Origin of the sequence: Paraliobacillus ryukyuensis, from assembly GCF_003315295.1 — a bacterium.
Lineage (GTDB): Bacteria > Bacillota > Bacilli > Bacillales > Amphibacillaceae > Paraliobacillus > Paraliobacillus ryukyuensis.
This window is the reverse complement of record NZ_QNRI01000003.1, coordinates 18168-43086: the sequence shown is the minus strand read 5'-3', so window position 1 is coordinate 43086 and position 24919 is coordinate 18168. Positions and strand designations below refer to the sequence as shown.

General features: G+C 36.6%; 29 protein-coding genes. 18 read left to right on the top strand and 11 right to left on the bottom strand.

The annotated features are described in order from the left end of the window. Positions 1-141: 141 nt before the first annotated feature. The 5 genes from DES48_RS06370 to trhO form a co-directional block, all read right to left on the bottom strand. Positions 142-1332, bottom strand: coding sequence for a Ger(x)C family spore germination protein (locus DES48_RS06370; RefSeq protein ID WP_170126178.1), 1191 nt, complete (start codon positions 1330-1332; stop codon positions 142-144). Continuing rightward, the gene (locus tag DES48_RS06365) at positions 1329-2453 is read right to left on the bottom strand and encodes a GerAB/ArcD/ProY family transporter (protein WP_113867824.1); all 1125 of its coding nucleotides are present in this window, start codon (positions 2451-2453) and stop codon (positions 1329-1331) included. Before DES48_RS06365 ends, DES48_RS06370 begins: the two co-directional genes overlap by 4 nt. Before the next feature lie 61 nt (positions 2454-2514). Further along, entirely contained in the window at positions 2515-3990 is a 1476-nt protein-coding gene (locus DES48_RS06360) for a spore germination protein (protein ID WP_113867822.1), read from the bottom strand. 126 nt (positions 3991-4116) lie between these two features. Beyond that, a complete protein-coding gene (locus DES48_RS06355) occupies positions 4117-4596 on the bottom strand; it encodes a glutathione peroxidase (RefSeq protein WP_079707785.1) in 480 nt (159 codons plus the stop codon). 221 nt (positions 4597-4817) lie between these two features. Continuing rightward, positions 4818-5786 carry an oxygen-dependent tRNA uridine(34) hydroxylase TrhO gene (gene trhO, locus DES48_RS06350; RefSeq protein WP_079707784.1) on the bottom strand — a complete coding sequence of 323 codons (969 nt, stop codon included), beginning with the start codon at positions 5784-5786 and terminating at the stop codon, positions 4818-4820. A gap of 486 nt (positions 5787-6272) precedes the next feature. Here trhO and DES48_RS06345 point away from each other — a divergent pair, with 486 nt between their 5' ends. Both DES48_RS06345 and DES48_RS06340 read left to right on the top strand, forming a co-directional pair. Next, positions 6273-6470 carry a cold shock domain-containing protein gene (locus DES48_RS06345; protein WP_079707783.1) on the top strand — a complete coding sequence of 66 codons (198 nt, stop codon included), beginning with the start codon at positions 6273-6275 and terminating at the stop codon, positions 6468-6470. Between the two features lie 61 nt (positions 6471-6531). Continuing rightward, positions 6532-6834 carry a hypothetical protein gene (locus DES48_RS06340; protein ID WP_342769932.1) on the top strand — a complete coding sequence of 101 codons (303 nt, stop codon included), beginning with the start codon at positions 6532-6534 and terminating at the stop codon, positions 6832-6834. Between the two features lie 83 nt (positions 6835-6917). Here the strand turns inward: DES48_RS06340 and DES48_RS06335 are convergent, their stop codons facing one another. After that, entirely contained in the window at positions 6918-7778 is an 861-nt protein-coding gene (locus tag DES48_RS06335; protein WP_425451863.1) for an NAD(P)-dependent oxidoreductase, read from the bottom strand. A 77-nt stretch (positions 7779-7855) separates the two neighbouring features. On the opposite strand from DES48_RS06335, the gene DES48_RS06330 reads away from it, so the two are divergent. The 3 genes from DES48_RS06330 to DES48_RS06320 all read left to right on the top strand — a co-directional run bounded on the left by DES48_RS06330 (position 7856) and on the right by DES48_RS06320 (position 9392). Further along, positions 7856-8305 carry a GNAT family N-acetyltransferase gene (locus tag DES48_RS06330; RefSeq protein ID WP_113867818.1) on the top strand — a complete coding sequence of 150 codons (450 nt, stop codon included), beginning with the start codon at positions 7856-7858 and terminating at the stop codon, positions 8303-8305. A 68-nt stretch (positions 8306-8373) separates the two neighbouring features. After that, entirely contained in the window at positions 8374-9066 is a 693-nt protein-coding gene (locus tag DES48_RS06325) for a TraR/DksA C4-type zinc finger protein (protein ID WP_113867815.1), read from the top strand. A 119-nt stretch (positions 9067-9185) separates the two neighbouring features. Beyond that, positions 9186-9392, top strand: coding sequence for a zinc ribbon domain-containing protein (locus tag DES48_RS06320; protein WP_113867813.1), 207 nt, complete (start codon positions 9186-9188; stop codon positions 9390-9392). 163 nt (positions 9393-9555) lie between these two features. Here DES48_RS06320 and DES48_RS06315 read toward each other — a convergent pair whose 3' ends face one another. Beyond that, positions 9556-10965, bottom strand: coding sequence for a S1C family serine protease (locus DES48_RS06315; protein WP_245911319.1), 1410 nt, complete (start codon positions 10963-10965; stop codon positions 9556-9558). Between the two features lie 172 nt (positions 10966-11137). Here DES48_RS06315 and DES48_RS06310 point away from each other — a divergent pair, with 172 nt between their 5' ends. The 5 genes from DES48_RS06310 to DES48_RS06290 all read left to right on the top strand — a co-directional run bounded on the left by DES48_RS06310 (position 11138) and on the right by DES48_RS06290 (position 16527). Continuing rightward, on the top strand, positions 11138-11836 hold the full coding sequence (locus DES48_RS06310) for a response regulator transcription factor (protein WP_113867811.1): 699 nt from the start codon (positions 11138-11140) through the stop codon (positions 11834-11836). After that, on the top strand, positions 11833-13155 hold the full coding sequence (locus DES48_RS06305; RefSeq protein WP_113867809.1) for a sensor histidine kinase: 1323 nt from the start codon (positions 11833-11835) through the stop codon (positions 13153-13155). Before DES48_RS06310 ends, DES48_RS06305 begins: the two co-directional genes overlap by 4 nt. Positions 13156-13360: 205 nt before the next feature. Beyond that, positions 13361-15184, top strand: coding sequence for a translational GTPase TypA (gene typA / locus DES48_RS06300; RefSeq protein ID WP_079707771.1), 1824 nt, complete (start codon positions 13361-13363; stop codon positions 15182-15184). Between the two features lie 134 nt (positions 15185-15318). Then, positions 15319-15594 carry a YkvA family protein gene (locus tag DES48_RS06295; RefSeq protein WP_079707770.1) on the top strand — a complete coding sequence of 92 codons (276 nt, stop codon included), beginning with the start codon at positions 15319-15321 and terminating at the stop codon, positions 15592-15594. 123 nt (positions 15595-15717) lie between these two features. Beyond that, complete coding sequence (locus DES48_RS06290; protein ID WP_113867807.1) at positions 15718-16527, top strand: ZIP family metal transporter; 810 nt, start codon at positions 15718-15720, stop codon at positions 16525-16527. Positions 16528-16614: 87 nt separating this feature from the next. Here the strand turns inward: DES48_RS06290 and DES48_RS06285 are convergent, their stop codons facing one another. From DES48_RS06285 to DES48_RS06275, 3 genes are all read right to left on the bottom strand, one after another. Further along, positions 16615-16767 carry a YfhE family protein gene (locus DES48_RS06285; protein WP_079707768.1) on the bottom strand — a complete coding sequence of 51 codons (153 nt, stop codon included), beginning with the start codon at positions 16765-16767 and terminating at the stop codon, positions 16615-16617. 86 nt (positions 16768-16853) lie between these two features. Continuing rightward, the gene (locus DES48_RS06280) at positions 16854-17633 is read right to left on the bottom strand and encodes an enoyl-ACP reductase FabI (protein WP_113867805.1); all 780 of its coding nucleotides are present in this window, start codon (positions 17631-17633) and stop codon (positions 16854-16856) included. Positions 17634-17643: 10 nt separating this feature from the next. Continuing rightward, complete coding sequence (locus DES48_RS06275; RefSeq protein WP_113867803.1) at positions 17644-18192, bottom strand: HD domain-containing protein; 549 nt, start codon at positions 18190-18192, stop codon at positions 17644-17646. Between the two features lie 202 nt (positions 18193-18394). Between DES48_RS06275 and DES48_RS06270 the strand changes: the two genes are divergently transcribed. From DES48_RS06270 to DES48_RS06235, 8 genes are all read left to right on the top strand, one after another. Then, complete coding sequence (locus DES48_RS06270; RefSeq protein WP_113867801.1) at positions 18395-19555, top strand: CapA family protein; 1161 nt, start codon at positions 18395-18397, stop codon at positions 19553-19555. 84 nt (positions 19556-19639) lie between these two features. Next, positions 19640-20455: a DUF368 domain-containing protein gene (locus DES48_RS06265; RefSeq protein WP_113867799.1), complete on the top strand. Its 816-nt coding sequence runs from the start codon at positions 19640-19642 to the stop codon at positions 20453-20455. A gap of 60 nt (positions 20456-20515) precedes the next feature. Then, positions 20516-20836, top strand: coding sequence for a thioredoxin family protein (locus DES48_RS06260; protein WP_079707763.1), 321 nt, complete (start codon positions 20516-20518; stop codon positions 20834-20836). A 154-nt stretch (positions 20837-20990) separates the two neighbouring features. After that, positions 20991-21497: a GNAT family N-acetyltransferase gene (locus DES48_RS06255; RefSeq protein WP_113867797.1), complete on the top strand. Its 507-nt coding sequence runs from the start codon at positions 20991-20993 to the stop codon at positions 21495-21497. Positions 21498-21661: 164 nt separating this feature from the next. Then, positions 21662-22126: a MarR family winged helix-turn-helix transcriptional regulator gene (locus DES48_RS06250; protein WP_113867795.1), complete on the top strand. Its 465-nt coding sequence runs from the start codon at positions 21662-21664 to the stop codon at positions 22124-22126. A gap of 374 nt (positions 22127-22500) precedes the next feature. Then, positions 22501-22749 (top strand): glutaredoxin family protein, encoded by a 249-nt coding sequence (locus DES48_RS06245; protein ID WP_170126177.1) that lies wholly within the window; start codon positions 22501-22503, stop codon positions 22747-22749. Positions 22750-22803: 54 nt separating this feature from the next. Then, complete coding sequence (locus DES48_RS06240) at positions 22804-23175, top strand: YppG family protein (protein WP_113867791.1); 372 nt, start codon at positions 22804-22806, stop codon at positions 23173-23175. A gap of 97 nt (positions 23176-23272) precedes the next feature. Then, positions 23273-23986 (top strand): alpha/beta hydrolase, encoded by a 714-nt coding sequence (locus tag DES48_RS06235; protein ID WP_113867789.1) that lies wholly within the window; start codon positions 23273-23275, stop codon positions 23984-23986. Positions 23987-24008: 22 nt separating this feature from the next. Here the strand turns inward: DES48_RS06235 and DES48_RS06230 are convergent, their stop codons facing one another. Beyond that, entirely contained in the window at positions 24009-24863 is an 855-nt protein-coding gene (locus tag DES48_RS06230) for a DegV family protein (RefSeq protein ID WP_079707757.1), read from the bottom strand. Positions 24864-24919 lie beyond the last annotated feature (56 nt).

The window sequence follows — 24919 nt, the reverse complement described above, 5'->3', positions numbered from 1 at the left end:
AAATTAGGGGGAGCGAGCCTGAGATGGCTCGCTTTCTGTTTTTATAGAAAAGTCAAAGATTTTTTGTGAAACAAAATGATCATCGACGAACTTTGGAGATGATTGGCGGAAAAGCCCCAATCATCGGCGGAAAAGCATGAATTAATGCAACTGTGTCCCAATCCCCGTAACTTTTACTTTATAGGTCACATGAATAGGGATTTTTTTGTAAATTCGTTCCCAATCTGCTTCTTTTTTTACATGTTCATTCCAATATTTTGGTAAGTGAGCGCGGACAATTTCACCAAATCCAAAAATATCGGATTGGTTTTTTTGGGTGTCTTCAATTAAATTTAATGATTCTTCTTCCGCCATCTTTTTTGCACTTTGTTCAATGGATTGAATCGTTTTTGCTAAATGTAAATTAATTGCTTTGCTTGATTTTTCTTCGATTACTCCTTCTATGCCAATGGTAACGTTAATAGTTGGCATTCCATTTTTTAGTTTCACCTCATACTTAACTCTCCGATAGTTGGATTCCATTAAGACATTGCCATTAGTAAGCTTAATAATAGCAGAAGCCCCTCCAGGTTTTTCTCCTGTAATACCGTTATAAAAAATCACATGAAATGGATCGACAAAATGGATGTCGTCATTTTGATAAGCTAATCCAGCGATTCGAATATTATCTCCGTTTTGTTCAAGATAGGGAAGAATTTCGTGTTTCCCCTTTGCTACATTAGCGAACCAGTATTGATCAATTGGTAAATCAGGAAATTTGCCCATTTCTGTTGCTTGATCTAATGAAGTGGCTAAGTACATAGCGGGAACTAGTTCGAGTTTTGGGGATATATGTAACAGATCGGCTGCCTTATCTGTAGCAAGTGCCATCCAAATAGATCGACGTATATCTGTGCGCCTTTTAAAATAATCATTAATATCATTCATCCCTTCTTTGAACACATCAGGAGAGATAATGATTACTTGTAGGTGTCCAAGAAAAACATCATGTGCTAACTTTTGTTGCATACTTTGGATTGCATCACCTATATTCTGTCCATACCCTTCTACTGTCCAAACCGCCTCGTCTGGGGAAGATTCACCTGACTTTGGTCCGAGTTGAATTTTTCCAGGTACAGCTAATTGTCCCGTTAATTTTACGAAGACTTTATCATTGGTTGTATTAGTATTGGAAGCTGTGACTTGCTCTTTTTCTACTTCTTCTGGGGTTGCGATATCTACTGCTAATCCAATGATTGTTGCTCTTTTCTCAATTTCATGCTGATCCCAGCAACCACTCAGTGTAATTAAAAGGAATAGATATAAGATACAACAGGTAATGAATTGTTTCACTGTTCGTGTCTCCTTGCGTACCAACCATATTTAAATAAGCTAATAATAAGCAATAGAATTGGGTAACTAGCTGTAAAAATAAAACTATACTTACCGATGAGAAACATCCATTCATATAGTATGAGGTGATTTTTTGGTATAAGCGCAATTGTAAAGACAACTGGGACAAAAAGTATTGCCACGTGTCGCTTCTTTTCGTCTATATTAACTAGCATACAACATAGTTCATTGGCTATAAAATAACCGGTAAAAATGGTGGTGTACCCAGTTATAATCCAAAAAACAACAAAGATAACATCTAGTCGTTGAAGTGGGGGCAAGGGTATGGTTGCTGATTTAGATAACGTTAACACAGGCCAAACTTCGTCCTTAATAATATCACTACCTAAATAACCAAATGTTATTACAATGATGGACATAATAATGAAACTAGCGGTTACCCAGGCCAAGATGCTACTTTTAAGTGCTTTTTTAGGTTTTTTCATTCTAGGAATAACAATTAAAATGGTAAATAGCCCAATTTGAAAAAAAGGGAGGGTAAGCATGTTTGTTCCAACATCCGTCATATTTGTGATAGAAAAATGATTACCTAACACAGGCAATAAATTATAGTAATGGATTTTAGGAAATAGTAACATAATCAAGAGTATTCCAGGTACAAGAATATAGGGAAAGTAGTACATATGTGTATAACCAAATACAATGAATTCTTTTTTTATAGATAGCATGACTGTAATAAGCATGATTAGCATAATGACGTATAAAGGCGTTTCCCTCAACAGAGCAACAGCCATAAGTTCAGCAAATTCCCGCAAAATAAGCGCAGTTAATACCAAAAATTGCAATACTAATAGAATACCAAAGATAAAATTGATTGGTTTGCCTAATAGGGTATTTCCGTATTCTATTAGTGTTTGGTTCGCGTGTCTTCGCCCCAATATCGCAAACAGAATGACAAATAAGAAGAGAATGATAAGTACGATCAATGTAAGTAGCATAGTGCCAGTTCCAATTTCTTTAGCACCTAGTCGAGGTAAAGAGAGTACACTGATCCCAATCGTACTATTAATTAGTACAGTTGCCTGCTGCAGTGTGGTAATTTTGATGTCCTGTTTTTGCATCGTTTATATGCTCCTCTGGATCGATCACGTTAGAACAAAGTTTACTCCATGTTTCGTTTATTCATTTTTGACGATTGATTAACCATTTAATCGGTGCTTTTATAATCGAATCTCGTAATCCTTTCCAATGGACTGGGGAGATAGGCGACATATAGGGGACACCGAAAGAACGTAGGGAAAGTAGATGATTCATAATGATCATCCAACTAATCATAAATCCATAAAAACCTAGTAGACCTGTCAAAAGGAGTGAAAAGAAACGAAGCAAACGAAAAGAAAATCCCATACTATAATTCGGTGTTGCAAACGATCCGATTGTTGTAATCGCGACAAATACAACAGTTAATGGGCTGACAAAACCGGCTTCTACTGCTGCCTGACCAATGACTAAAACACCGACAATACTAATGGCATTGCCGATTTGTTTTGGCATTCTTATCGTAGCTTCTCTAAGAATTTCCATAATTATTTCCATGATAAAGACTTCCATAATTAAAGCGAAGGGTACGCCGGTTCTACCACTAGTGATGGCAATGGCAAAGCGCGTTGGGATTAATTCCGGATGGTAAGACACAACAGCAACATAAAAGGATGGTGTTACTAAAGAAAGAATTAATGCTAGGACGCGAATCATTCGAATAAATGAACTGATCATAAAGTTTTGATTATAATCAGATGATGTTTGAATGAATTGTGTGATAGTTGCTGGTGCGATTAAGCCTCCTGGTGATCCGTCGGTCATAATGGCAACGCGACCTTCTAGCAGGTTTCCTACAATGACATCAGGGCGTTCGGTATATAGCAACTGTGGGAAAGGCGATCTAGGGTGGTCTTGAATCAACTGCTCTAGATAACTGGTATCTAAAATTCGATTAATGGTAATGGCGTTCAGCCTGTGCTCGACTTCCTCACGGACATTATTATCAACTAGATTTTCTACGTATAGGACAGCGACTTTTGTTTTCGTTTGTTTGCCAAGTTCTTTTGGTGTAATCCGTAATGATTGATTGGATAGTCGGTAGCGTATTAATGAAATATTGGTTGCTAAATTTTCTACAAACCCATCATGAGGTCCGCGGATAACTTGTTCGGACTCAGGTTGTGTGACACTGCGCTCTGGGATCTTATATGTATTGACGTAATAGGCACTAGTGTGACCAGCAATTAAAATAACAGTGTCCCCTTGGAGAATAGAATTAACCACGGTAGTTAGGTTATTGGCTTCTTGTATTTCCGTAGGATAGATAATTTCTTCCATCACCGTTTTATTTATGTTATTAGCCAATTGATTACCACCGTTTTGTTGTTGTTTCAATGCTTTTAACACATTTTGTGCAATCATGTCTTGGTCAACAAGGGTATTAAGATAAACAAGTGCAGCAGGGACGGTACCACTAAAATGAAAATGCCGAATGGAAAAGTCACGATCGTCTTTAAAGATGGCTGTGATTTCCGATAAGTTTTGATTGAGATTTGCAGTGATTAGCTTTGTATTTGTTGCTTTTGTTGAGATACTGTTTGATTTTTTACTAAACATAGATCATTCTCCAGAGCAAATTGTTAATACTGGTATTATCTCAGAGGAGTAAATGATTTATGCATAAAATTCTAATTTTAATAATAAATGGTCAGGAGATAGCTATCTCCTGACCATTGAGGTTTCTTATTTATTTAATACTTCTTGGATATCTGTTTCAATGTCTTTAGGCTCTGTTTTTGGTGCATAGCGCTTTACTACTTTTCCTTCCTTATCGATAAGGAATTTAGTGAAATTCCACTTTACGTTATCACCTAGTAAACCTGGTGCTTCTTTCGTAAGATAACGAAACAGTGGGTGTGCTGACTTGCCATTCACATCAACTTTACTGAACATTGGGAATGTGACACCATAATTTAATTTACAAGTGGAATTGATGTCTTCATCTGAACCAGGTTCTTGATTCATAAATTGGTTGCTAGGAAAACCTAATACTTCAAACCCCTCTTGATTGTATTTATCATAAAGCTTCTGTAATCCATCAAATTGCGGTGCAAACCCACATTTTGTAGCGGTATTAACAATTAATAATGCTTTTCCTTGGTAATCTGCTAGCGATTTGTCTTCACCAGAAATCGTTTTTGCTTTATAGCTATAAACTGTCATCAATCATCATTCCCCTCCCTTTTTATGTAATTATATTTAAAGTTATCAAGGAACATGTATAAAGTCAAAATAAATGCCCTGCATGATAGGGAAGTGCCCGTAAATGGCTGACAAGTGACCACAAAGCACCACAGAGCGACCGCTAATCACGTGGAATCGTCCATAATGCAGCAAAAATCCGCTCCCTAATCATGCTGGGAAGCGGATTTTTAATAAGATAGTTACATTGCTGTAGTAACGTTATCTTCTTCTTCAATACGTTGTAAACGAGCTTGGATTTCAGCTTCTGTTAAGCCGTGCTCTTTTACATACATATTTCTAGGGGACACACGGCACTCATGTGTACAACCTCGCATATATTTATGCTCATTTTCTTCTGAGCAGAGAATTTGTTTGTTACAGTCTGGGTTTGCACAGTTGACATAGCGTTCACATGGAGTCCCGTCAAAATAATCTTTTCCAACAATTACATGTTCTTTGCGGTTAATTGGCACGCTAATCCGCTCATCAAATACATACATTTGACCATCCCATAATTCGCCTTGTACTTCTGGATCTTTCCCATACGTTGCAATACCACCATGTAATTGGTTGACATCTTCAAATCCTTTTTCTACGAGCCAACCAGAGAATTTTTCGCAACGAATACCACCAGTACAATACGTGAGGATTCGTTTATCTTCAAATTGTTCTTTATTTTCTTCAATCCATTCAGGTAGCTCGCGGAATGTGTGGATATCTGGACGAATTGCTCCACGGAAATGACCTAGATCATATTCATAGTCATTTCGTGCATCAATGACAACAGTATCTTCGTCTTGCATGGCTTCATAAAATTCTTTTGGTGTTAAATAGTTACCAGTTGTTTCTTTTGGATTAATGTCATTTTCTAAACGCAGAGTTACAAGTTCTGGACGTGGACGCACGTGCATTTTCTTAAAGGTATGTCCTTCTGCTTCATCGACTTTAAACATCATATCAGCAAAGCGTGGATCTTTGTGCATGGCTTCCATGTACTTGTTTGTCGCTTCTTCTGTACCAGAAACGGTACCATTCATTCCTTCTTCAGCAACTAAGATACGCCCTTTTAATCCTAATTCATTACAAAAGTCTAAATGCTCTTTTGCAAATCCCTCTGGGTCTTCTAAGTGTACATAATTGTAATACAATAATACTTGATATTTTTCCATTTTGGTTTAACCACCTATTCATTCGTATTTGCAAGATACGCGTGTAGGGGTGAACTTTTCTATCTGCATGTCTCTTGCAAGCACATATTATACAAAAAATTGACGATTTTTTCAACTTAATTATATAGAAAGTTGGCAATGTCGCCAATCACTTAGCAAGATAAAATCTTAATAAGTAACAATTTATGGTGATAATTAACATAGGTTCTAAAACTAACAAATTCTAGAGGAATTAAAAAAATTAATAAATTTCTATAATATGGAGCAAATAGGCATGATGATAACAATTGGCAGTATCAACATAAAGAAAATAGCTAGCTTTTTCCATTGTAATGAGTTGATTTTTACATGAAAACGTAGTACATTTGTATTGTAAAAGCAATTGGAAGTGGTATATTTCTTTACGGTCTCTTCACAATAAGTGTTGTAAAGGTAATATCATTTGTTCCATTACTTTTCACTTTTATTGTAAGGAGGTCGATGAGCATGACAGGAACAGTAAAATGGTTTAATGCAGATAAAGGTTTCGGATTCATCGAACGTGAAGACGGAGACGATGTATTCGTACACTTCTCAGCAATTCAAGCTGAAGGCTTTAAAACGTTAAACGAAGGTCAAACAGTAGAATTCGAAATTGTTGAAGGAAACCGTGGACCACAAGCAGCTAACGTTGTAGCTAAATAATATTAATGAAAGATGTATCTCTGCTTAAGAGATACATCTTTTTTTCTAAAAGGTGGTATTTGTGTTGAATCAAAATGAACGAGAGCAACAAATCATTGAAAATTATCAAAATCAAGAAAAAGACATGATATTATTGTTTGCCCAATGGTGTATAAATAATAAGCTTGATCCAATAACCATTTATCAGGAAGCATATCCGATGCAACCAGTGAATGCGCTATTAGAAGAAGTCATGGAATACACCGTTTCTGCCAATGACTCGGATGAAATCGATCATGAGTTACTGTTACAAGTACTACAAGCTTTTGGGAATGATGATCTAGCATTTGTTGTTGCAGCTTATGCAGACAAAATAAAACGGTAATTAAATCATGGAGCTGATCGTCTAAATGATATAATCACTCGTGCTAACAACATCAAACCTCAAATAAAGTTTAATCTCCTTCGTTATTGGAACAATTTAATTAACGCTTGCGTTCCACTATCCGCTTCACCTTGCTCAGCTAGTTGCTTATAAAGTGACAATGATAGTTCTAATCCTGGCGAAAGCATGTCCATTTCTTTTGCACTTTCTAACGCAATCGTCATATCTTTAATAAAATGTTTGACATAAAACCCTGGTGCATCATCTCCAGCCATCATGCGTGGTGCTAAATTGGATAACGACCAGCTTCCAGCGGCCCCGGCACTGATGCTTTTTAACACTGTTGTTGGATCCAATCCAGCTTTTTTAGCATATGTAATTGCTTCACATACGCCAATCATAGTTGACGCAATGGTAATTTGATTTGCCATTTTAGTATGTTGCCCAGCACCAGCTGGTCCTTGTCTGACGATGTTTGTTCCCATCACATTAAAAATAGGTAGCATTGCTTCATAAGCTTTTTCATCACCGCCGACCATGATGGTAAGGGAGCCGTTTTTCGCTCCAATATCTCCGCCAGATACAGGTGCATCTAACGCAAATAATCCATTCTGTTTCGCTGTTTCTGCGATTTGCATGGCAAGTTTTGGTTTGGAAGTAGTCATATCAATTAGGCAACTACCTTGTTTGGCGTTTTCGATAATACCATCATTTCCATAGTATATTTCTTCCACATCTTTTGGATAGCCAACTATTGAAATAATAACATCAGCTGTTTTCGCTAACTCTTTTATACTAGCCTTCCAAATTGCTCCTTGTTCGAGCAGTGATGCTGCTTTTGCTTTTGTTCTGGTAAAAACAGATACATGATAGCCAGCTTTCATTAACAGTGCTGCCATGCTTTTTCCCATCACGCCTATTCCTACAAATCCGATGTTTTTCACTGTGGTCACATCCTAACTGAAAAATTTGTTATACTCATTTTAGCATAATAATTGCTGGAAAATGGAGGGATAACCCAATGAATTGGACGTTTAAGACGTTTGATCAATTAACCAACAATGAATTATATTACATATTAAAAGCGCGAGTAGATATATTTATTGTAGAACAAAATAGTCCTTATAAAGATATGGACGGTGTCGATCAAGATGCCATGCATCTTTTTCTAGAAAATCAAGGAAAAATTATTGCTTATGCGCGCATCATACCAAAAGGTGTGTTGTATAAACAGCCCTCTATTGGTCGTATTGTTGTAGATAATCAACATCGCAAATCGGGTTACGGCCGTTTGTTACTTCAGAAAAGTATTAACTGGATTGAAAAGAATTGGGGGAAGCAGGAGATTTATTTACATGCACAAGTGTATTTACGTGATTTTTACCGTTCGTTTGGATTTGAAGAAATATCAGATAGCTATGAAGAGGATGGCATCCCACATGTGGATATGATTCGAACAGTGCCTGAATAATTCATAGTCACGTTTGTTTTGGTTATACTAAGTGTGCCTCAAAAATTAACTTTAGGGAGGCGAATTGCATGTTGACCAAACAACAAATCAATTTACTAAAAGATCGCTTATTACGAAGGAAAGCAGAAATTCAGGAACATGTGCATGGCCATTATGGAATCACAGAAGCGCAAAATAATGAATCCGTTGGTGAGTTATCCAATTATGATAACCATCCAGGTGATACCGCTACTGAACTGTTTGAACGGGAAAAGGATATTGCTTTGAACGAGCATTCCGAAGCCGAGTTGAAAGCAATCGACCGGGCCTTGGAAGCCATCAACCAAGGTACCTATGGTCGTTGTCTCGTATCACATCAAGAGATTCCCTTTGAACGTTTAGAAGCCGTTCCGACCACACTATATGCTGTAGAATATGCTGAAGATCAAGTAGTGGAGCGTAAGCGTATCGCAGAGCAAGGTATTCTAGATAGTGACATTAGTCGAGATGACAATGATGATTCTACGATGTTTGATGCGGAGGATGCTTGGCAACGTGTAAGCAAGTATGGTTCATCGGAGACCCCTTCAGATTTTTATAATACAGAAAAAACATACCAAGATATGTTTTTCAATTCTGAGGAATTAGTAGGAAGTGTCGAAGAATTAGAAGGGTTCTTACTAAGTGATCAGAATGGTAAATTTATTGGCGTAAATGAACGTCATGAACGCTATGAAGATTATTTGGATGAGAATGATATAAACTCGATTATGTATGATTAAAAATTAAGCAAGAAGTACCTACTATTAAGGTGCTTCTTGCTATTTTAGTGCTTTCGATGAAACTTTACAAAAAACAAATTCGTACATATTTAGTAGATGTATTTATAAGGAGGAAGACAATGAATCAGAGTCAAGGTTGTATAAAATGCGGCAGTACGGACGCAGGTCAAAAAGAGGTTTCTATGTCAGGTACAGGGTTATCAAAGATGTTTGATGTCCAGCATAACCAATTTGTTGTAGTGTTTTGTCATAACTGTGGCTATTCTGAATTTTATAACAAACAAAGTTCAACAGGTAGCAATATGCTTGATTTATTTTTTGGTTAATCGTGTGGTGGTCATTAAGTCGTGTTAACAGACCTAACCGGAAATTACTTTGACTAGGAGCATACTAAATTGTATACAAAAAGGCACTGCAATTTCGCAGTGCCTTTTTGTATCTATATCAAATTCTAGTTAAGAAAATGGGGATAGTCTTAAGTAGAATGAATTATTGATTAGATGGTTGTTGCTGTTGTTCTTGGTCTTGTTGTTCTGTTAATGTTAGGCTTGTTGTTTGTTGCTCACCTTTTCGATAATAAGTTAACTGAATTTTATCGCCAATTTTTGTTTCAGAATATAGATACTCTTTTAAATCCATCATGGAAGTAATTTCGGTATCATTAATTTTTGTGATAACATCATATCTTTCTAGACCAGCATTTTCTGCGGCTGAACCAGGTTGAACTTCGGCAATAACAACGCCATCTCTCACATCATTACCAAGTTGCAATGTTTCTTGAATTTGACGTTCTGGAACGGTAGACAAGGCGATTGCGCTAATACCGATGAATGGACGAGATACTTCACCATTTGTTTCTAATTGTTCAATAACTGGTTTTGCTTCGTCAATTGGAATGGCAAAGCCGATCCCTTCTACTGATTGTAATGCGATTTTCATGGAGTTAATCCCAATAACTTCACCGCTATCATTAACTAAAGCTCCACCACTATTACCTGGGTTAATCGCTGCATCTGTTTGAATAACTTCAGTTGTCCAATCTGGTACAGAATCACCATTTAAATCTACTTCAACGGAGCGATTTAATCCACTGACAATTCCTTTTGTTACGGAACCAGCAAATTTTTGTCCTAATGGATTTCCGATAGCAATGGCTGTTTGACCAACAGTAAGGTTAGATGATGTTCCTAACTCGGCAACAGTATCGACATTACTTCCGTCAATCGTCAACACAGCAAGGTCTGTTAACTCATCTGAGCCTAATAATTGTGCATCAACTGTTTCTCCGTTTGGCAAAGTAATTTCTAAACTATCTGCGCCTTCTACCACATGGTGATTGGTTACAATATATGCTTTACCATCTGCTTTTTTGTAGATTACACCGGAACCTGTACCCCCACTTTGGGAAGGCGATTGCGACCATAAATCAGCAGTTTTAACATTAGAGATACCCACTACTGCATCCCCCACTTTACTTAAGGTCTCTGAAGAGATACTATCACCGGCAGTTGATGTTTGGATGACATTACTTGTTTCGTTACTATCATTTGTTTGTTCCATTATCTGATTCTGATCAACTGGGATAATATCTGTGAGTAATAGGATAAACCCGATGATCGCTACCGTAATACCGCCAGCTAAACTACTTAAAAACATCGCCCAACGATTTTGTTTTGGCTTTTTCGGTGGATTTTGCGTCGATTGATTAAAAGTCGACTCTGTTTGTTCCTCTGTTGTAGCGGCTTGTTCACTGGACCATTCATTGGTCTCATTTGTTGAAGCAGCCGGCACTTCGCTTACTTCTTTTGGTTCTACTTCTTCGTGTTGCTCTTGACTGTTGTAATCAGTTTGTTCATTATTATTATCATTTTGATTATTGCGTTCATCTTGATAACTCATTTATTTAACCACCTTTCAGTTAATGTCTATGTTATTTTTTCTACATTTTCTATTATAGGAAGCAGGATTGGCAAGATTTCGGTATAATTGTGAAAAAAGTATGTAATTACAACTATTAGGCATATTACCGATAATATGCGAAAATAAACCTTATAATAGGAGGGGATTTTATATGAAACACAGCATTTTTATTGTAGAAGATGATCCGAATATTCGAGACATCGTTTCAACCTATTTAAAAAAAGAAGGCTACCACGTGTCTATGGCAGATAATGCTGAAGATGCTTGGGAACTTACGAAAGAACATGCGCCAAATATGTGGATTTTAGATATTATGTTGCCTGGGATGGACGGCTATGAATTATGTAAAAAAATAAGACAGCAAAGTGAAGTTCCTATTATTATTATTTCGGCAAAAGATGAAGAGGTAGATAAAATCTTAGGATTAGAATTAGGAAGTGATGATTATCTAACCAAACCATTCAGTCCAAGAGAATTGGTTGCAAGGGTAAAGCGATTATTTAAGCGTGTGGACACCTCCAATACGTCGAATGAGCAACAAGATAGTGATTACTATGAATTAGGAGAGTTAAAGCTTTATGTTGATGGAAGAAGGGTGTTTTGGAAAGGAGATGAAGTTGAAGTAACTACCAAAGAATTCGATATGCTACATATTCTTATCCGGAATCAAAATCGAGCATTTGCTAGGGAAGAATTACTTGCTTTAATTTGGGGGGAAGATTACTTCGGAAGTGACCGTGCTGTAGATGATTTGATTAAACGGTTACGAAAGAAAATAGATGGCTTACCAGTCGAGACCGTATGGGGGTATGGTTACCGATTAAGTAGTATTAATGAGGAATCAGAATGAAATTACAGACACAAATAACAATTGCTTTTACTACGTTGCTTGTCATTATTATGTCTGTCGTATCTGTCATGATCTATTCATTAATTTTGGATGTTCTAATTCAAAATGAACGGGAGCAATTACAAGAGAAGGGAGATTTAATTAAACAGTTTTTGTGGAGTGAAGTATCGGTCAATAATCTAGCTCAGTTAATTGGCGATGATTCTTTGCAATTATTTCTCTATGATCAAAATACGGATAATGTAATGTTAAGTACGCTCCCTAAGGAATTAATCGATTATTGGCTAGAAAATTATGATGTCAGTGATGAAGACCAACGATTATGGAAAGCGGGTAATGAACGTTACGTCGTATCTATCATTCCGATTTATCCGAATTTGCTTGATCAACAACTGATCTTGGTGACACCACTAGATGATTTACAAGAAGTGCAACGCAACTTTTTTAATCGTCTTATTTTCATTTTCTTAATAGGTATAGGGATCATAAGTGTGTTGAGCCATTTTCTCACAAAACGACTTGTCACCCCATTAACAAAATTAAAGTATCAATTGAAAAAAATTGAGAAACGTAAATTTGATGACTTAGAACGAGTGCACGCTTCTGGTGAAATGAAAGAAGTAGAACAAAGTGTCTATGATATGGCAAATGAGTTAAGTCGTTATATTCAGTCACAACATCACTTTTTCCAGAATGCGAGTCATGAGTTGAAGACACCGTTAATGACGATCCAAGGATACGCAGAAGGTATTCGCGATGGTGTTTTTGAAGACGAAGCTTCTGATCGAGGGTTGGATGTCATTGTGGCAGAGATTAGCCGTTTAAAGAAAATTATTAATGAAATGATTTTATTAGCCAAACTAGACAGTGAAGAAAACATCTATGATGAAGAGAATGTTCCGGTGGCTAATCTAATTCATTCGACCATTGATCGAGCACTTCCGTTGGCAAACGAGAAACAAGTCCGACTAACATACTATATAGATACAGACGCAAACATTGCGGTTGATAAGGAAAAATTATTGCAAGCGATGATGAACGTAGTATCCAATGGTATTCGCCACGCGAATGGAAAAGTGATCATTCGAGCTTTTCAAGAAAATAAAAGTCTGAAAATCACAGTGGCAGATGACGGAAAAGGGATTGATGAAGCGCTCATGCCGAAACTTTTCCAACGTTTTATGAAAGGAAAAAGTGGAGAGACTGGTTTAGGATTGGCCATCTCACGTGCCATTGTCGAAAGATCGAACGGAACAATTACCGCTGGACGTTCAGAACTTGGCGGAGCGTTATTTACCATTACGTTTAAAAGTGAATAAGTAGTGATATAGGTGAGAGGGACACTAATATAACTAGCAGTTGCGCAAACAACTGCTAAATTTGCAATAACTAAGTTTAAATCCAACACAATTCGCTACGATGAATCGATTTTGCAAAAGAAATAGCCAATATCTTAGAACTATGATACAATTGGTTGGTTATCGACTAATTTGAACGTTTGATAAAGAGGAGATGTTAAAAGGGATGCAAGTTAGAGAAGATGTTCGTAACATTGCAATTATTGCGCACGTTGACCATGGAAAAACGACACTAGTTGACCAATTGTTACGCTATTCTGGAACATTTCGTGATAACGAACATGTAGATGAGCGTGCAATGGATTCCAATGACATAGAAAAAGAACGCGGAATTACGATTTTAGCAAAAAATACAGCAATTAATTACCAAGATACACGTATCAATATTCTAGATACACCAGGGCACGCGGATTTTGGTGGTGAAGTAGAACGTATTATGCGTATGGTAGATGGTGTTTTATTAGTTGTTGATGCCTATGAAGGTTGTATGCCACAAACACGCTTTGTGTTGAAAAAAGCGTTAGAGCAAAAGCTTACACCAGTTGTAGTCTTAAACAAAATTGACCGTCCGAACGCAAGGCCGAATGAAGTAATTGATGAAGTACTCGATTTATTTATCGAGCTAGGGGCTGACGATGAGCAATTAGAATTTCCAGTTGTTTATGCGTCTGCATTGAATGGTACCTCAGGTGAAGAGCCGGAAGAGCAAGAAGAAACAATGGAGCCTGTTTTCCATACAATTTTAGATCACATTCCAGCTCCGGTTGACAACACCGAGGAACCACTTCAGTTCCAAGTAACTTTACTTGATTACAATGACTATCTTGGTCGAGTTGGGATTGGTCGTATTTTCAGAGGAACCATCAAAGTTGGCCAGAGTGTGTCATTGATGAAAAAAGATGGTACAGTGAAAAACTTCCGAGTATCAAAATTATTTGGTTTCATCGGCTTAAAACGAATTGAGATTCAAGAAGCAAAAGCTGGTGATATCATTGCATTATCTGGTATGGAGGATATTAACGTCGGTGAAACAGTTTGTCCGACTGATCATCAAGAAGCATTACCAATCTTGCGGATTGATGAGCCTACATTGCAGATGACATTTGTCGTGAACAACAGTCCGTTTGCTGGAAAAGAAGGTAAATACATTACGTCAAGACGAATTGAAGAACGTCTTTTAACACAATTAGAAACAGACGTGAGTTTACGTGTTGATCCAACAGAATCCCCGGATGCTTGGATTGTTTCTGGACGTGGAGAGTTGCACCTTTCTATCTTAGTTGAAAATATGCGTCGTGAAGGTTATGAATTACAACTTTCTAAACCGCAAGTAATTATCAAAGAAGTTGATGGTGTGAAATGTGAACCTGTGGAGCGTGTACAAGTCGACGTCCCAGAAGATTATACTGGTGCAGTAATGGAATCATTAGGTTCTCGTAAAGGTGAAATGTTAGATATGACTAACCAAGGAAACGGACAAGTTCGTATGGAATTTAAAGTTCCTTCTCGTGGTTTAATTGGTTATTCTACTGAGTTCATGACTCAAACGAGAGGTTACGGAATTATTAACCATACGTTTGATACGTATGAGCCATTAGTTGATGGACAAGTTGGTGGTAGACGTCAAGGGGTACTAGTAGCACTTGAAAATGGTAAAGCTTCTACCTATGGTATCATGGGACTTGAAGATCGAGGAACCATTTTCGTTGAACCTGGTACTGAAATTTATGCAGGAATGATTGTTGGAGAGCATAATAGAGATAATGACTTAACGGTTAATATCACAAAAGAAAAACACTTAACCAACGTTCGTTCAGCTACGAAAGACCAGACAGCAACGATTCGTAAAACACGTACTTTATCATTAGAAGAAGCGATTGAATACTTGAATGATGATGAATACTGTGAAGTAACACCTGAATCAATTCGTTTGCGTAAGAAAATATTAAACAAAAACGAACGTGAAAAAGCAGCGAAAAAGAAAAAATAAATCATTTAGCCAGCGAAGAAATTCGCTGGTTTTTTGTTGCGAAAACTAGAAAATCACTGTTTCATTGCTTGCTATGTTAAGATAGAGGAGTGTATCTATATTTCGAATGACACGAAGCGAAGGAGTTGGTGACAATGCGATTTTGGCAAAGAATCAAATTTTTAGTGAAGTTTCATAAATCCATTCCTTTTCTAAAGGCTTTCTTTTCTTCAAAAGAAGTGAAACGAAGTACAAAAATTATCTCAATTGTACTGGTTGTTGGTTATTTATTCTTTCCATTCGACTTAATTCCAGACTTTTTACTGGGAGCAGGAATCCTTGATGATGTCGCTATTGCTGGTTTGATCTTTCAACAATTGATTCGAATGGCTCCTGATCAATTGCGAGAGAAATATGGTTTCAATGCATGATTACATGAACATTTTTTCATGTTAATTGACACAAATAATTATTGCGAATAGAATAACGATAACGTAATCGATAAGATAATACATGTTAATACAACCAGATTGTAAGCAAAGGAGTTTTCAACCATGATGCAATGGTTAACGGAATTAAATCCGATTATTTTAGCATTACTTGCAACCCTATTTACATGGGGGTGTACGGCATTTGGTGCTGCGTTTGTTTTTTCTACGAAAAAAGCAAATCAGTTAGTTTTTGATAATATGCTTGCTTTTGCGGGTGGCGTCATGATAGCGGCTAGTTTTTGGTCCTTATTATCTCCGGCAATTGAACGAGCGGAAGCACAAAGTGTACCTGCATATATTCCTGCAGCTGTTGGTTTTTTATTAGGTGGTTTATTTCTATTATTAGTAGATCGTATTTTACCTATGATTAATGAAGATTTGTATTTTAAAGAAATTACCAATCGAAAAGCAAAGCATCGAACCGCTATGTTGGTATTCTCCATTACCATGCACAATATTCCTGAAGGACTAGCAGTTGGTGTAGCTTTTGGAGCGCTAGCTACTGATCTCACTTCGAGTGCTTTATCTGGCGCCATTGCATTAGCGTTGGGAATCGGTATCCAAAATATACCTGAAGGAACAGCAGTCTCCATTCCGTTAAGAAGAGAAGGAATGAGTACGAGAAAAAGTTTCTTTTACGGTCAATTTTCTGGAATGGTTGAACCGATCGCAGCTGTTATAGGTGCAGCTACTGTAATTATTATTGAGCCACTATTACCGTATGCTTTAAGTTTTGCTGCAGGAGCAATGATATTTGTGGTAGCAAAAGAAGTAATACCAGGCTCACAAGAAAGAGGTAGTGTGCAACTAACGACAATGAGTTTAATGATAGGATTTGTCGTGATGATGATTTTAGATGTAGCGTTAGGGTAGGGTTAAAGAACTTTTATAATCATTTAATAGAAGACAGAAAAAACCTAGGTAGTGGGGGGTACTACCTAGGTTTTATTTAAGTAAACATTAATCTTCTTGACGAATTTCACGTAATTTTTGCTGACGGAAACCACCAGCGATATCAGCCTGTTTGAATTCGTGATTGTAATTCACTTCTTGAGCAGAAGATAATTGCATTCTTGCTTTCTTCGTAGGTTGATATTGTTGCTTGCGTGCCATATTATTAATACATCCTTTCTATAAATCGATTGGTTGTAATGGCTTACTAGCAGTATACCCTCGTTAAAATTAACTTAAACATCAAATTAACCAACAATATTATAACCAGCATCAACATGAACAATTTCGCCCGTAATACCGCTCGATAAAGGACTTAATAGCATTAATGCCGCATTTCCAACTTCTTCTTGTGTAACATTTCGTTTTAATGGCGCTTTTTCTTTTGTATCCCGCAACATCTGCTTAAATGTTGGAACCCCTTGCGCAGCTAAAGTTCTAATTGGTCCAGCAGAAATCGCATTAATACGGATGTTTGCTTCACCTAGATCAAGTGCTAAGTATTTGCAAGTCGATTCCAAAGCGGCTTTAGCAACCCCCATTACTTTATAACCATCAAGTGCACGCTCGGCGCCTAATGCACTCATAGTTATAATCGAAGAACCAGCTTCTAGATAAGGTTTGGCTTCTCTAGCTACAGCAATTAACGAATATGCACTCGTGTCTTGAGCAAAAGCATAGCCGCTTCTGGTTGTGTTAACAAAATCACCATGCAAATCTTCGCCATGTGCAAAAGCAATCGCGTGCACAATGCCGTGAATCGTGTTCACTTCTTCTCCAATTTTCGTGAAAGCTTGTTGGAGACTGTCATCTTCATTCACATCACAAGCAACCGTTAAGGTGTGCTCTATATTTTCTTTTTCTAATAGCTGGATAAGTTTTTGATATGAGCGTTCTTTACGATAAGTAAAAATAAGGTTCGCGCCAGCTTTATGAAGTGTTTTGGCAATCCCCCAGGCGAGACTACGCTCATTGGATACGCCCATAATGACGATGTTTTTGTCTTTTAATTGGATTAAGTCGTTCATTGTTTCCTCCTTAAATAAAGCGATCTACCAATTTCTTAAGTTCTTGAAGTAATGGAACATTTCCATGGTCAAGGTTCATTTGCAAGCTGTGATAGATCTCTCGGTAATACCATTGTTGTACTTCTTTTCCACGCGAGAAAAATTTCCATACTGCTGCCCCTTTGACGTATTCATTTTCTAATATGGAACGAAGGTTATCAATTTTATCTGCGCACACGACAAGTTTGGCCTCTATGGGGGCATCTTTTAATGTTTCAATTGTATGCTGTTTACGTTCTTCCCATGGTCTGCTTTTTTCAGGTTCGGTAGCATAAGAGACCAGGGAAGCTACGTGCTCACCAAATAAATTAGAAATCTCAATAATATTGCCATCCGTGTCTTCAACGACATCGTGTAAAAGCCCTGCTATTACTACATCATCCTGATACCCTGCTGATTTTAACAACATGGCAACTCGATAAGGGTGGACGATATAAGGCATACCATCGACTTTCCTTGTTTGACCTTCATGTCTTTTGGTTGCATATGTAATTGCTCGCATTAATTTATCCGTACGCATGGAATCACCTCAGTTTTATTATACGTTTCTTTAGCATAAATGAAAAATGATTTTTGTTTTTTTATGATCTGAGTGAAGCCAATAGTGGAGTTTTTTTCTAAATGTTATTAATTAAGAATGGAACGTTTCGACAAACTACGATACGATAGAATGAGCCTATTAAATATAGATGATAAAGTCATGGGATTAAAGGATGAGAATAATGCAAAGAAAGACTCTATTCGCGTGTTTAACGTTATTACTATCGATTTCTTTGTGGGGGTGTCAGGGGCAATCTCCTGACTATTCAGCAAAAAAGCATTCAGATAAAACAGTTCATGAGTCTGCCAAAGAAAAGGGAGATGTTGTGTCCGAAACTTCTTCGATTACATTAGCAGCTGTTGGTGATATTTTAATTCATGATCGTGTCTATCGAGATGCTAAAGAAGCGAATGGGTACAATTTTATGCCAATGCTACAACAAGTTCAACCGTATTTAGCGAAACCAACTGTTACTACAGCTAATCAAGAAACGATGATTGGCGGACAAGAGATAGGTCTGTCTTCTTACCCTTCGTTTAATAGTCCTGTTGCTGTTGGTGATGCTTTAAAAGAAAGTGGTGTGGATGTTGTCTCACTAGCTAATAATCATACATTAGATCGAGGTGAGACCGCAGTGCAAAACGCAATTGCGCATTGGGATAATATTGATATGATGTACACAGGAGCGTATCAAAGTCAAAAAGATAGTGAACGAATTAGAGTGCTAGAAACAGAAGCGAACATTTCCCTCGCTTTTCTTAGCTATACCTATGGAACGAATGGGATTCCAACCCCTAGTGGGAAAGGTTATTTAGTTAATCGGATTGATCGCGAAAAGATTGCTGACGATGTCGAAAAAGCAAAGCAAAAAGCCGATGTCATCGTAATGCAACTGCATTTTGGTACGCAATATGAACGAATGCCAAATAATAAACAGAAAGAACTTGTACAATACGTTTCTGATTTAGGTGTGGATGTAGTATTTGGTCATCATCCGCATGTCCTTCAACCAGTAGACTGGGTAACAGGAAAAGACGGGAATCGAACATTTGTGATTTATTCCCTGGGAAATTTTTTGTCTGGTCAAGACGAATTTTACCGTCGAATTGGTGGTATCGCAGAAGTAACAATTGAGAAACGAGCAGATAACGAAATTATACTTAAATCACCAAAGTTTTTAGTAACCTTTTTGGACTTTACGGAAGAAACAGAAACCAACTATCAAGTAGTCCCGATGTTTCAATTAACGGAAGAACAATTACCGCAACATCAGCAACATTATCAAGAGATGAAACAACATGTATCTCAGTGGATGCCTAAACTAGAATTTATCGAGAAATAATTTTCTATGGTAGATACTATTCGCTATAGGTGTTTGCTATAATATAGTACATGTATTGACTTTTAAAAAAGGGAGAAATTATACATGGAATGGAAAAATATATATCGAGGGATGTTAATGGGGGCGAGTGATGTAGTTCCAGGTGTTAGTGGTGGAACCATTGCAGTGGTGCTTGGTATTTATGACCGTCTTATTGCAGCAATTAACGGATTTTTAAGTAAAGAGTGGAAAAAACAGCTAACATTTCTTATTCCTTTAGGTATTGGTGTTTTGACTTCTATTTTTCTTTTAGCTAATGCTATTGAATTTTTGTTTGAACATTATCCAATACCGACACAGTTCGCGTTTTTGGGTCTGATTATTGGAGTTCTACCTTATCTCTTTCATAAATCAGAGGCAAAGCATAAATTTAAGATTAATCATTATTTCTTGTTATTAATTGGTGCGGCACTCGTGGCTTCTATGTTATTTTTCCAAACAAGTGAGTCGGGAGTAATCAATGATCGAAGTATTACTGCCTATAGTTTCTTATTTTTAGCAGGATTTATTGCTAGTTCAGCGATGATTTTACCTGGTATTAGTGGTTCTTTTATGCTACTAGTTATTGGTGCATATAGTACGATTATTAATGCTGTTAGTGAATTAAAATTTGATATTATTGCAGTTGTCGGTATAGGTGTTGTTATTGGAATTGTGGTGATGAGTAAAGTAATTAATTATTTTCTCACCCATTTCACAACGGCTACCTTCGCGGTCATTATCGGGCTTGTTATTGGTTCTATCTTTGTAATCTTCCCTGGTTGGCCAACAAGTGGTTTTGAGGTTACAGTAAGCATTCTCACCTTTGCTTTTGGTTTATTGGTTGCCTTTCTACTTGGTCGAATCGAATATAAAAAGTAATAAGTTGAAACCCTTATAAACTATCTGGTAATGTGATGGTATTGAGGAGGCGCATAAGTAATGAAAAATATTCAAACAAAAGAAGCATTTAATCAAATCATTCAATCGGACAAACCTGTCATTATTAAATTTTATGCGGATTGGTGTCCAGATTGTAAACGTATGGATATGTTTATTGGTGACATTTTAGATGCATATAGTCAATACGAATGGTACCAAGTCAATAGTGATGAGATCGAGGGTATTGCACAAGAAAATGATGTGATGGGAATTCCAAGTTTATTAATCTTTAAAAACGGAGAAAAAATTGCTCATCAACATAGTGCATATACGAAAACGCCAGAAGAAGTAACCGCATTTTTACAAAAAGCACTAGCATAAATACCGGGGCATCGATTCGTGTAATCGATGCTCTTTTTTCTTAAAAAAATAAATAGTTGTGATTCTACTGATATTAATCGCTCAAAAAAATAATACTATCCTACTACGTTAAAATTTATAGTACAATAGCAAATAAAAAAGGATGGGGATGGCCATGATTCGCAAGGCAACCACAACGGATATACCTGAGATCATGAAGGTAGTTAAACGAGTAGTGAAAGCAATGAATGAGCAAGGGAGTTATCAATGGGATCATACGTATCCGTTAGCGGCAGATTACCAAAAAGATGTGAACCGCAATGAATTATATCTTTATGAAGTAGCAGAAGGAATTCGGGCTGTTTGCACCATTAGTTCTAGAGGGCATAAAGAATACAATGAAATTGCCTGGACTGCTCATGACCAATCATTCACTTTAAAACGTTTAGCTGTAGATCCAACTGCAAGAGGCAAAGGGATCGCTAATCAATTTTTCGCATATGCAGAACAATTAGCGAAACAAACAGGTGTCCCTTTGTTAAATACCGATACTTTTTTAGAAAATCAGTATGCGCAACAATTGTTTAAACGTAATGCCTTCCAATTTGTCCAAACGAGAAAAGAAACGGTTGAAGCACCTGAATTAGTATACTTTGAAAAAGTAATTGAACCAAAAGAATAGTAAAGTTACCAATTACCAATTTTTTAAGGAATATGCTATTATTTGTTTGTATTGTAAAAAGTATTACTGAAACTAAAATTAGTTTACAGTCTATTTTATTCTTGTGGCTTCATATCCACAGAAAATGACATAAAAAAGTTTATGATGTGAGAAGGGGAATTAGTATGGACGAAATAAAGAAATTATACCACGAAAAAAAACAAGATCCTTCTTTGAAGTTATTTGTTGTATTGTCAAAAGCATATCGTTCAGTAGCGGATCAAGTTTCACAAGATATTAGAGGAAAGGGACTGAATACAACAGACTTTGGTGTATTAGAGCTTTTGTATCACCAAGGTGATCAACCATTACAAAAAATCGGAGATAAAATCCTGCTGGCAAGTGGAAGTATCACTTATGTCGTTGATAAATTAGAGAAAAAAGGTTATCTCCTGCGAGTGCCAAGTGAATCCGATCGCCGTATTACTTATGCTTCGATTACACAAAAAGGGGAAGCATTGCTAAATGATATTTTCCCAGAGCATTGGAAGCAAATAGAGGCTATTACCAATGGTCTAACGGAAGTAGAGAAAACAGAAGCCGTTCAGCTTTTAAAAAAATTGGGTATGTATGCGGATCAATTAAAATAATTGATCGATAGCTTTCCTTCATTTTCTACATAAGATTCTAAAAACAGTTTAGCGCCTAGTGATACAATAGGCGCTAAAAGCATTCTCTTCAAGAACGCGTTTGTCTCTCTTGATTCCGCTTTATTATCCTACATCTACGATTAAATCCTCTTTGTTTCATTCTTGCTTGTAATTGATTGATTATTCTTACCGTTCTTTTAATAAAGAATAATAAAAAAGTTAAATGAAGTGATTTAATTTGATCTGTAACGGGTATGAAAATATAGATAAATATAGTTAAATAGTCCCGCTTTATTTAACAATAATATTACGCTGTTAGGAAACATGAACTGTTAAAACAACACGAGAATCAGAATATGCAAGGAGGAACAACCATGCAAGGTAAGGAAGTTATTGTTTATGTTAGCGATAATTGTAAAGAATGTGACCGTGTGAAAGAGTATTTGGAGTTATTAGGAGCCGATTATAAGCTGAAAAATGTAACCGAAGAGAGGAACTTTTTGAAAGAATTACAAACGCGACACATTTATGCAACACCAGCAACTATTATTAATGGTGAAGTTATTTTAGGATTTCAAAAACAAAAAATTGAGAACGAGTTGTATGATCTTTCAATTAAATAAGCACGCATAGATGAAGAATGGCATAAGCTATAGAAAACATAAAGGAGTGTGCCTATGCCAGAACAGCGTAGAAGTCCATTTCCTTTTCAATCTTATCCAGGATTCCCGTTTGTTCCTAACCAGCAGAATCCTTACCAAGCACCAACACCATTTCAACAACAAATGCCTGAACAACAGCAATTTTCAACACCTTATCAGTATTTGTCCAAACCACAGCATCCAATGGAATGGTTTCCTGAACAACAAAATGCTACTTCAAGTGGTTATGGAAATCAAATGAAAGGCTTTATGAGTTATTTTCAAGATAAAGATGGACAGATGGATTTGGATAAGATGTTAAATACAGTTGGGCAAGTTGCTAACACATATCAACAAATTACACCAGTTATAAAAGGAATTGGATCATTTATGAAAGGTTTTAAATAATAGTCCTTGTCAGTTCATTGACAAGGATTTATTTCAATTTTTTACATAGTTACCAGTAAATTTGGGTATAGCTAAAAGAAAAAGTGGGGTTATATACATGATTGGGTGTTTATGTCTTCATGGTTTTACGGGAGGTTCATATGAAATTGAACCATTAGCAACTTATTTAAAAGAACACACCGATTGGTTAATTGAAATACCAACATTACCTGGCCATGGGATGTCATTAGCGCTACATAATGTTGGATATAAAGACTGGATAGAAACAGCCGAACAACGTCTACAAGTATTGAAACAAAAAGTGGATCGTGTATATGTCATTGGTTTTTCAATGGGAGGTATGATTGCATCTTACTTAGCAGCTAATTATCAAGTGGATAAATTAGTGCTGTTATCTCCTTCAAGAAGATATTTAAATATAAAACAAATGGTTGCGGACATTGGTGATATGATAAAAGATAAAATGACGGGTCACTTACAAGAAAATATGCTGTATCAAAATTACCAACATAAAAAAGGTGCTGTGCCGCTTCGAGCGTATGTTGAGTTTTTAAAATGTATGAAATGCACCAAACCATCTTTAAAACAGATTACTTGTCCAGTATTCGTAGCACAAGGAATACAAGATGGTATGGTACCTTATCGGGTAACGCATTACCTTGATAAAGAAATACCGATAGATATTGATGTCATCTATTACCTCGATTCAAGCCATCTGATTTGTTTAGGAAAAGACAAAGACGTGCTTAATAAAAGTGTGCATAACTTTTTAATAACAAAAAAAGAAAAAGCAATTTCTACTGCACTTTGAGTAGCTATTGCTTTTTTGTTAATTATTTATCTTTGAAAAACGAAATAACTAAACCACCTTCTCCAGTATGTGTTGCAATTACTGGTCCTACATCAGATAAAATGATTTGCTTAAAACTATACTTTTGTTTTATTTGCTGAAGGACATCTTCTGCACGTTCTTTTGCATTACAATGCGTCATTGCTAATACTTTATTTTCTGCATTGGAGATATAATCGCCAATTTGATCGACAAAGTGACGAAGCGCTTTTTTGTCTCCGCGCACTTTTTCTAACACTTCAACTTTTCCTTCATCACTAGCATGTAATAATAATTTGATGTTTAATGTTTTTGCAATAGCACCCTTTACTTTATCTAAACGTCCACCACGAATTAAGTTGTCTAACGTTCTTAGCACGAACAAAGTAATTGTGTGATCGACGCGATCTTCTAAATGGGTTACTAATTGCTCATAACCATATCCTTCTGCAATCTTATCGGCAGCTTCGTTTAACAGTAAAATAAGTCCTGGTGAAGCTGTTTTGGTATTAATTACAGCAATTTTCCGATTTGGTTCTTCTTCTAAAAGCATGTTTCGCCCCATTTTCGCATGATTATAAGCACTACTTATCCCTTCTGATACACCCAATAAGATAATTGGTTTATCAATTGGGCATGCTTTAAATGCTTGATAGTATTCATGCGGTCCTGGAGCGGAAGAACGAGGAAGTGTATTAGAAGCCTCAATTTTCTCCAGTAAAGTTACTGTGTCTAATGCTTCACCTGTGTATTGTTCATTACCGAAATGCACAAATAAAGGGATCGTTATGATTTGTAATTTTTGTTTTAAGTCTTTCGGTAAATCAGCACTGCTGTCTGTCATTAATTGAATCTGCATGTCATCACCTTTGAGTAAAATTATATTTTCATTATAACATCTTTTATATTCTAATT

Coding starts and splice junctions, on each gene's coding strand:
- DES48_RS06365 (WP_113867824.1), bottom strand. CDS start 2,453: ATGCAAAAACAGGACATCAAAATTACCACACTGCAGCAGGCAACTGTA.
- DES48_RS06360 (WP_113867822.1), bottom strand. CDS start 3,990: ATGTTTAGTAAAAAATCAAACAGTATCTCAACAAAAGCAACAAATACA.
- DES48_RS06355 (WP_079707785.1), bottom strand. CDS start 4,596: ATGACAGTTTATAGCTATAAAGCAAAAACGATTTCTGGTGAAGACAAA.
- trhO (WP_079707784.1), bottom strand. CDS start 5,786: ATGGAAAAATATCAAGTATTATTGTATTACAATTATGTACACTTAGAA.
- DES48_RS06345 (WP_079707783.1), top strand. CDS start 6,273: ATGACAGGAACAGTAAAATGGTTTAATGCAGATAAAGGTTTCGGATTC.
- DES48_RS06330 (WP_113867818.1), top strand. CDS start 7,856: ATGAATTGGACGTTTAAGACGTTTGATCAATTAACCAACAATGAATTA.
- DES48_RS06325 (WP_113867815.1), top strand. CDS start 8,374: ATGTTGACCAAACAACAAATCAATTTACTAAAAGATCGCTTATTACGA.
- DES48_RS06320 (WP_113867813.1), top strand. CDS start 9,186: ATGAATCAGAGTCAAGGTTGTATAAAATGCGGCAGTACGGACGCAGGT.
- DES48_RS06315 (WP_245911319.1), bottom strand. CDS start 10,965: ATGAGTTATCAAGATGAACGCAATAATCAAAATGATAATAATAATGAA.
- DES48_RS06310 (WP_113867811.1), top strand. CDS start 11,138: ATGAAACACAGCATTTTTATTGTAGAAGATGATCCGAATATTCGAGAC.
- DES48_RS06305 (WP_113867809.1), top strand. CDS start 11,833: ATGAAATTACAGACACAAATAACAATTGCTTTTACTACGTTGCTTGTC.
- typA (WP_079707771.1), top strand. CDS start 13,361: ATGCAAGTTAGAGAAGATGTTCGTAACATTGCAATTATTGCGCACGTT.
- DES48_RS06295 (WP_079707770.1), top strand. CDS start 15,319: ATGCGATTTTGGCAAAGAATCAAATTTTTAGTGAAGTTTCATAAATCC.
- DES48_RS06290 (WP_113867807.1), top strand. CDS start 15,718: ATGATGCAATGGTTAACGGAATTAAATCCGATTATTTTAGCATTACTT.
- DES48_RS06285 (WP_079707768.1), bottom strand. CDS start 16,767: ATGGCACGCAAGCAACAATATCAACCTACGAAGAAAGCAAGAATGCAA.
- DES48_RS06280 (WP_113867805.1), bottom strand. CDS start 17,633: ATGAACGACTTAATCCAATTAAAAGACAAAAACATCGTCATTATGGGC.
- DES48_RS06275 (WP_113867803.1), bottom strand. CDS start 18,192: ATGCGTACGGATAAATTAATGCGAGCAATTACATATGCAACCAAAAGA.
- DES48_RS06270 (WP_113867801.1), top strand. CDS start 18,395: ATGCAAAGAAAGACTCTATTCGCGTGTTTAACGTTATTACTATCGATT.
- DES48_RS06265 (WP_113867799.1), top strand. CDS start 19,640: ATGGAATGGAAAAATATATATCGAGGGATGTTAATGGGGGCGAGTGAT.
- DES48_RS06260 (WP_079707763.1), top strand. CDS start 20,516: ATGAAAAATATTCAAACAAAAGAAGCATTTAATCAAATCATTCAATCG.
- DES48_RS06255 (WP_113867797.1), top strand. CDS start 20,991: ATGATTCGCAAGGCAACCACAACGGATATACCTGAGATCATGAAGGTA.
- DES48_RS06250 (WP_113867795.1), top strand. CDS start 21,662: ATGGACGAAATAAAGAAATTATACCACGAAAAAAAACAAGATCCTTCT.
- DES48_RS06245 (WP_170126177.1), top strand. CDS start 22,501: ATGCAAGGTAAGGAAGTTATTGTTTATGTTAGCGATAATTGTAAAGAA.
- DES48_RS06240 (WP_113867791.1), top strand. CDS start 22,804: ATGCCAGAACAGCGTAGAAGTCCATTTCCTTTTCAATCTTATCCAGGA.
- DES48_RS06235 (WP_113867789.1), top strand. CDS start 23,273: ATGATTGGGTGTTTATGTCTTCATGGTTTTACGGGAGGTTCATATGAA.
- DES48_RS06230 (WP_079707757.1), bottom strand. CDS start 24,863: ATGCAGATTCAATTAATGACAGACAGCAGTGCTGATTTACCGAAAGAC.